Origin of the sequence: Neobacillus drentensis (assembly GCF_036966985.1) — a bacterium.
In the GTDB taxonomy this organism is placed as follows: Bacteria; Bacillota; Bacilli; order Bacillales; family Cytobacillaceae; genus Neobacillus; species Neobacillus drentensis_E.
In genome coordinates this window covers 41,259-48,458 of record NZ_JBALSN010000081.1, presented here as the reverse complement: position 1 = coordinate 48,458, position 7,200 = coordinate 41,259, and the positions used below count along the sequence as shown (strand labels likewise).

Annotated in this window: 4 protein-coding genes and 1 pseudogene; all 5 read right to left on the bottom strand. The window is 40.7% G+C overall.

From position 1 onward, the window contains the following. Window positions 1–160: 160 nt before the first annotated feature. Window positions 161–897 (bottom strand): annotated as a pseudogene (locus V7659_RS06145) (glycosyltransferase family 2 protein); the annotation flags it as partial. Window positions 898–1,568: 671 nt separating this feature from the next. Further along, window positions 1,569–2,240: a DUF4352 domain-containing protein gene (locus V7659_RS06140; protein WP_335538836.1), complete on the bottom strand. Its 672-nt coding sequence runs from the start codon at window positions 2,238–2,240 to the stop codon at window positions 1,569–1,571. Window positions 2,241–2,353: 113 nt separating this feature from the next. After that, the gene (locus V7659_RS06135) at window positions 2,354–3,751 is read right to left on the bottom strand and encodes an alkaline phosphatase (protein WP_335538834.1); all 1,398 of its coding nucleotides are present in this window, start codon (window positions 3,749–3,751) and stop codon (window positions 2,354–2,356) included. A gap of 289 nt (window positions 3,752–4,040) precedes the next feature. After that, window positions 4,041–5,660: a M20/M25/M40 family metallo-hydrolase gene (locus V7659_RS06130; protein WP_335538832.1), complete on the bottom strand. Its 1,620-nt coding sequence runs from the start codon at window positions 5,658–5,660 to the stop codon at window positions 4,041–4,043. Between the two features lie 128 nt (window positions 5,661–5,788). Next, window positions 5,789–7,195: an amino acid permease gene (locus tag V7659_RS06125; protein WP_335538831.1), complete on the bottom strand. Its 1,407-nt coding sequence runs from the start codon at window positions 7,193–7,195 to the stop codon at window positions 5,789–5,791. Window positions 7,196–7,200 lie beyond the last annotated feature (5 nt).

Below are 7,200 nucleotides of genomic sequence, written 5' to 3'. Positions count from 1 at the left end.
CGAGCGGTTCGCGGGCGTGCCGGGGAGCCTCCTCGTCGCTTTGCTCCTGCGGGGTCTCCCCTGCCCCGTACTCCCGCAGGAGTCTTCGTGCCTTCCACTCCAATCAACAGAGTGCAAAATCAACATTAACCTGTAACACAGCCTTTATTTTTATAGACGGCTATACGGACCGTTCTTTCTTTACCTCTTCTTGCTTAAACCGCTTCGTTTTATCCCACTTTATCTCTTGTCTGAATAACACTCGCTGTATTTCTAGAATAACGGCATAGACGATTAAAAACAACCACAGCTGCGAATAGGTGAAATACATGACTACTATGGTGAAAACATTCTTTGCCGTTAATTGTTTTTTTTCAAAGCTTAAGGCTAGCACCCCTTCTGTCAAAAAGAGAAGAAAACCGATAATTAGCAGGGCATACGATACATAGCCAATTGTGAGGTTTAAGTCTACAAATAGATTGACAACAAAAATGCTATGGGTAATCAGGACCCCGGCAAAGAAAAGCAAATACGTAAGGAAAAAGTAAAATAAGTCGATCCCAATCTTTTTATTCTTCAGTTTATGAAAACTGAAAATAACTTACTAATTACATAGATATTGCCACGAGCCCATCTCGTTCGCTGCTTCCACCATACTCTCCATGTTTCTGGCTCTTGTTCCCATGTCACTGCAGCAGGGAAAAAGCGAATATGATAGCCTAAGTTATACACCCTGAAACTTAACTCGGTATCCTCTGACAACGCTTATTCATCCCAGCCGCCCAACTGTTCAAGAATAGACCTCCTTATGGCAAAATTGGTGCCCGGAATGGTGGTCATTTTAAACCAAAACCATCTTCCTGCCTGCGCGAGCCATTGGAACGATAGCGTCTCAATATTAATGAGGCGTGTTAAGATGCAACTTTCATTGCGCTTTTCCGTAAGGGCTGGCTTTGGATTGTATTTTTTATCGGGCTATTCGCGGGAATTGAGTGGTTATTTCTTAAACTTCATATCTATTCTCACCATTGGTGGAAGATAGGTTATACGTCTCTTGGTCTTCCTTTTTATTATATTTCGGCTAAATTTTTACTCAAAAGAATGGAGCATCCTATGATAGGAAAACTCCATTCCTTAATTTTATATTTGATTGTTGGCCCCTTTACTGGGTCTTTCCACATTCTCCCGATTATGCTTTTTACAAACAGATATTATCATTTTGGTTGGTGGACTAATCAGTCCAAAGATACGACTGCTTTTGGGGCAGTTTTTTATTTATGTGCCAGTCTCTTCTATGTAGGGATGGCGAAATTCCCCTTATTTCCAAGGTGGATAAAATATGTGGTCACACCCCTGTGCATGTTTGCCGTCACAATCATTCTTAGCAAAACAGGAATACTGCACAGCCTAGTCTGGTGGGACCCATGGTATTATATCATTTTTTCTATTATCGCCCTTCGGTTTACTGAATCAATGAGCAAATGTGTTGCGAAAGGGATATAGGTTTTAATAGGGTGTCACAATAGGGTGTCAGGCACCACCCGTGGATAAATGTCCACGAGTGGTGCCTGACACCTCATCATCATACATTAAAAATTTAATTGAATTTTTTGTGCCTCTTCTAGTTTTTCTTGTTGATCATTAAATACGTCACTGGTTAAGATTTTTATCCATTCAATTTCTTTACCCTTTGTTTGGTCGACTATGAAACCGAGACTTCCTCGCTTTACCTGGCTTCCTTGGAGTTCCCCATTTAAGTGTTCAAGATACATATCCTGTTTCCAATCCATTTTCACTCCCGTATTCGTTTCAAACAGAGCTACTGGGGCGAAATTCCGCTTTTCTTTGGAGTGATTTTTAATATCGACACTTATTTTGATGAAATCAAATTCCTCGTCCTCTGTTAACGGGTGGAAATAGTCAATTAAGCTATAATCTGGCCGGTAGTGCAGCAGTTTGATTTCTTTGATTGTGTACTCGATATCTCCAAAATGATAGACCTTATTAATTTGTTTCATTGTTTTTAAAGTAGCCTCTCCTTTTTCATCCGTAACAGACTGGCCTGGTTTTTTTAAAGTTGAATCATCGGTAACCTGAGGGCTATTATAATATGCTTCATGATCAACTGCAGAGATCTTTTGGGGTGCTTTAGAAGTGTTCTCTGATTTTGTATCAGTTCTCTCAGGACTTGGCTGAATTGAACCAAATGAACAGCCAGTTAGTAGAAAAACAAACAAAATAATTATCAGCGAGTGTTTCACATCTATTCCTCCATCATGTTAAACTGTCTTTTTAGCAAGCTATCCCGTTGCTAAACACGCAACGGGATAGCTTATTGCCAATTCTTAATCCTCTTTATTGTGAGCAGCCTGTCTTACTTGTCTTCAATGACTGTTTTTCTACTGCCTTTTTCAAGCAGGTCAAAGATGATCTTAGCATTATCTGTATTGTCTATTTGCCCGGCAAAACGTTCGCTGGCTGGGCCGAATGCATATACATTTACATCTTCACCCGTGTGGCCTCCAGTCGTCCATCCCGTGAATGAGCGGGTATCAATAATTTGTTCAATCGCGTTATCGATATCCACTACTTTCTTCCCAGAAGCTGCATCTTCAACGGACTGAATCTCTTTATCTGTTAAAGTAAGATTGATATATTTATTCAACGTTTCTTTCACACCTGCACCGTTTGCAATCTGCTCCGCCATATAATCAGGCGTACGTTGTGCTGCATTGATAGGGGCACTAAACCAGTTATACTCGCCGCGGGCACCGATTGAGTAGCCGCCAGTTGAATGGTCAGCTGTTGCTACAACCAATGTATGTTTATCCTTTTTAGCAAAGTCAATGGCTGCTTTGAACGCTTTTTCGAAATCTTCCATTTCACTCATCGCACCAACAATATCATTATCATGGCCGGCCCAGTCGATTTGACTTCCTTCCACCATAAGAAAGAATCCTTTTTTATTTTGATTTAAGCGCTCAATCGCAGAGGTCGTCATTTCTGCAAGGGAAGGCATCTCCGAATCTCGATCGATCATTTTTGGCATGCCCCGTTTTGCAAATAGACCGAGCACCTGATCATTTTTGTCTTTTTTCAATTCTTGAAGGGTTGAAACAAAACTGTATCCTTCTTTTTTGAATTCATTAGTAAGGTCACGATCTTGACGGATAAATAAATCGGAGCCGCCTCCCAAAAGGACATCAATTTTGTGTTTTCCGTTTATCCTCTCATTGTAATAATCATCAGCGATAGCATTCATGTTATTTCGGTTTACATCATGAGAACCGAACGATGCCGGTGTTGCATGTGTAATTTCTGAAGTAGCAACAAGACCTGTGGATTTCCCCTGCTCTTTTGCAGATTCAAGGACGGTTTTCACTTCGGATTTGTCATTGTCAACGGCGATGGCAGCATTATAGGTTTTCACACCAGCAGCCATTGCCGTTGCTGCAGACGCTGAGTCTGTTACATTTTGCTTCGCATCCTCCGGATATGTAGTTTGTTGTCCAACTAGAAATTTATCAAACTCGGTTGGCTCTACTTTTTTAGTAGAAGGATCGTCCTTTAAATAACGATAGGCCGATGTATAGGAAACGCCCATTCCATCACCAATTAGAAAAATCACATTTTTTATTTCAGCATTGTTTTTAGTTGTCTTTTCGGATTTTGCGCTTGCAGTACCAGCTCCAGGTCCGACAAGGCTGCTAAATGCCAATGTAGAAAGGACAGCGACTGGAAGAACCTTTTTAATCAGATTTTTCTTAAACAATTGTATTTCCCCCTCAATTAAAGTTGTTATACGACTCTCATTATAGAGGGGGGGTGTTAAGACAATGTAAACAATTGTAAAGAAGGCTAACTTTTTGAATGCTGAAATATAGGCATTTGGTATGAATGCTAGTGACTTTTGAACAGTAAAGCCTTATTCCTCCATAATCACTCGGACCCACCCCCTCCTGAAAATGGCCTATTTTTCTTTATATTTTCTTAACAAAAATTGAACATTTGAGTTAGTATAGACTCTCTAGATAAATAAAAAACTGATTCGATGATTCGAATCAGTTTTTTCTCTCTACATTAATCATCATTTTTATCATACCCTCGACAAGAGCTGGAACTTCTTCAAATGCACTTTTCATATGAAGACGCTCCGTTCGTTTGTGGGCGTCTTTTCCAAGTGGGCCGACATTTAAGACAGGGGCTTGGAGTTCTTTCATCGCATCGAATGGAATGCTGTAGCTTGTGCCCCATACCGGGGTATTTGATTTGAAAGCGGTCCATCCTTCCCCATCGTCCTGATAATTAACATAGCTTAAGTCGCTAATTCCATTAAAATAGTGAACTTGCTGAACAGGCAACTCAAATTTTGCTAGACCTCGCTCTTTCACATATTTCACACATTGTGAAATGATTTCATCATTTGATGAATTTACTGCTGGATAATAAGGTGGAGCAAATAGTAAAACCATCGCCGGTGCAAGTTCCTGGCATCGAATCATTAAAGCATCGGTAATTCGAATAGATTTTTCACGGTCATCCCATTCTGAATTTGCATGAATGGCAGCTTTGATTGCTTCGATAAAATCCGTTCCAAACTTATTAATCGCATGCTTAAGTAAAGCTTCATAGCGTAATACACGAACTTCACCAACAGGGTCCACGGACTGCTCTTTGCAGACTTCTATGTAGGCTTTATTGCAAGCTCTAGCAGCATTGACTGCAACTTTTTCAAAGATATCCATAATTTCTTCCGCATTCCGCTCCATTAAAAACACATTATATAAGGCTGATGAGCGGTATGGTGTTTGGACGGAGTATTCAAGTTTTAAATCCTTTTGTTGTAATGTGACCGGAAGAGGGGTTGTTTCTCCCATCACCGTTTCTTGGAGGCTCAAATTCCATTCCATCCTCTGTGTCAAAAATGAAGCGATATATGGCGCTGTGATTCCACTGAGAGGTTCACCAACATGTGTCTCTTTCCCATAAAAAAGCGCAGATGGCATAATTTTTCCGATGGAACCTGAATACACATAATAATTTTCATCACCCGGTTCTTGTGAAAATACCGGTTCTCCATTCAAGAAAAGCTTATAGGTGAGATCATACTTTTCCTTTAGTTCTAATAATTTCGGTACAGCGGCACGCATTCCCGCTGAATTAACTTCCTCATCTGGTACGGTTAACAAGAGAAGATTAATCGGCCATTGTTCGACAGTTGCCTTTTCGATTAATCCCATATGCATTACAAGTCCCATTTTCATATCCATCGTACCTCTGCCAAATAAATACTCTCCAGATTTCAGGTCCTGAACCACATCTTCTGGCAGCCCAACCAATCTTTCAAGGAGCATGTTGGTTAGCTCTTCGGGCTGATAAGCAAAAGCCTCTAGATCTCCATATTCCTCCGTATTCACTGTATCAAAATGACTAATGAGAACGATGGTTTCTTTCGCTGCAGGATGTTTATATAAAGCAGTTAAAAACCGCCTGCCCTGATCGGCATCGTGAAGAAGCAATTGAGTTGGATTGTCCTGAAAATAGTCCAAGCCTTGCAGTTTTTCTTCTACTTTTGAGGGAAAATTAAGTTCACCCTCTGTTAATGTCATGCTTCTCCAGCTCACCACCTCGCACAAAAGCTTACGAAGTGCCTCTGGTGTCCCCCAACTTAGCTGATTCATTACCCGTTACTCCTTTAATTAATTTACAGAATGGTGATTCGAAACTTCGAAACTATCCACCCTGGATGGACAAATACAAGCAACTGTCTACGAATGGTGCCTGACACCCTATCGAAAACACCCTATCGTTATCGATAGTCCACATCGTTAGTTGTGCTCAATTTGTCCTTTTTGTTCTTAAAATAATAGGAAATATAGCATACGGCTAAAAATCCTAAACCCACTAGTAAACCGACTAATTGGGTCGGATCAAAGGCCAAGAATATTAAGATAGAAACGCAGAATACGATACAAATAATTGGTATTAGTGGATAGAATGGGACTTTATATTGTAAATCCTCTATTTTCCCACCAGCTTGCAGGTATTTCATTCGAAACAACAACTGCGAGAGGGCAATACCGATCCACGAAATCGTAACAGAAATGCCGGCAATCGACATTAACAATACAAACACAGTGTCGGCTGCAATGACGCTAGTTAACAAGGATAATAGAGAAAAAACCATCGTAAATACTAGTGCAGCAAATGGAACCTTGCGTTTCGATAGCTTTCCAAACCTTTTTGGAGCCATTCCATCTTGTGCCATTGCCCATAGTAAACGGGTCGACGCGTAAATACATGAGTTTCCGACCGATAATATCGCTGTCAGAATAACAAAATTCATAATATCTGGCGCGAAAGGAATACCCGCCATATCCATAAGGGTTACGAATGGACTTTCTAATAGTCCCAGTTCCTTAGATGGAAAAATGGCCGATAATATAACAATAGATGCTAGATAAAAGACGATAATTCTAAAAAGGACGTTTCGAATGGCTCGCGGAATATTTTTTTCCGGCTCCTCGCTTTCTCCAGCAGCAATTCCAATTAGTTCAGACCCTTGATAGGAAAAGATAACATTCATCATTGTAACAAAAAGGATGACAAAACCTGCAGGGAACAATCCTGATGGTGCTAAGTTTTCTAAAAATGGTGCAGGACGGTCAGCCAATGGAATGATTCCAAAAATAGCAGCGAAACCAATAATAATAAAGAAAATAACAGCAACCACTTTAATACCTGCAAACCAATATTCTGCCTCTGCGAATCCCCTGGTTGTAAGAGCGTTGAGGACAAATAACAGGGCAATGAAAACGGCACACCATATCCAGACTGAAACATCAGGAAACCACCGTTTCATCAGGATTCCTGCCGCGGTAAATTCAACCCCAGCCGTAGTGGCTGACCCAACGAAATACATCCATCCTAACGAAAATCCGGCTGAAGGACTAATAAATTTACTTGCATATGTTTGAAAAGAGCCTGTTACAGGCATGTGGACAGCCAGTTCCCCTAGGCACACCATGACCAAGTATAAAATGATCCCACCAAATAAATAACCTATTAATGCACCACCAGCTCCGGCCTGATTAATAGTATAACCAGCGTTTAAAAACAACCCTGTTCCAATGACTCCGCCTAACGAAAGCATAAACAAATGACGACGTTTCATTGATCGATTTAGTTGATTCTGCTGACCCTCTCGTTCAATCATCTCCC

Bases quoted from the DNA above. Each gene is read 5' to 3' on its own strand.
- V7659_RS06125 (WP_335538831.1), bottom strand. From the start codon at position 7,195: ATGATTGAACGAGAGGGTCAGCAGAATCAACTAAATCGATCAATGAAA.
- V7659_RS06130 (WP_335538832.1), bottom strand. From the start codon at position 5,660: ATGAATCAGCTAAGTTGGGGGACACCAGAGGCACTTCGTAAGCTTTTG.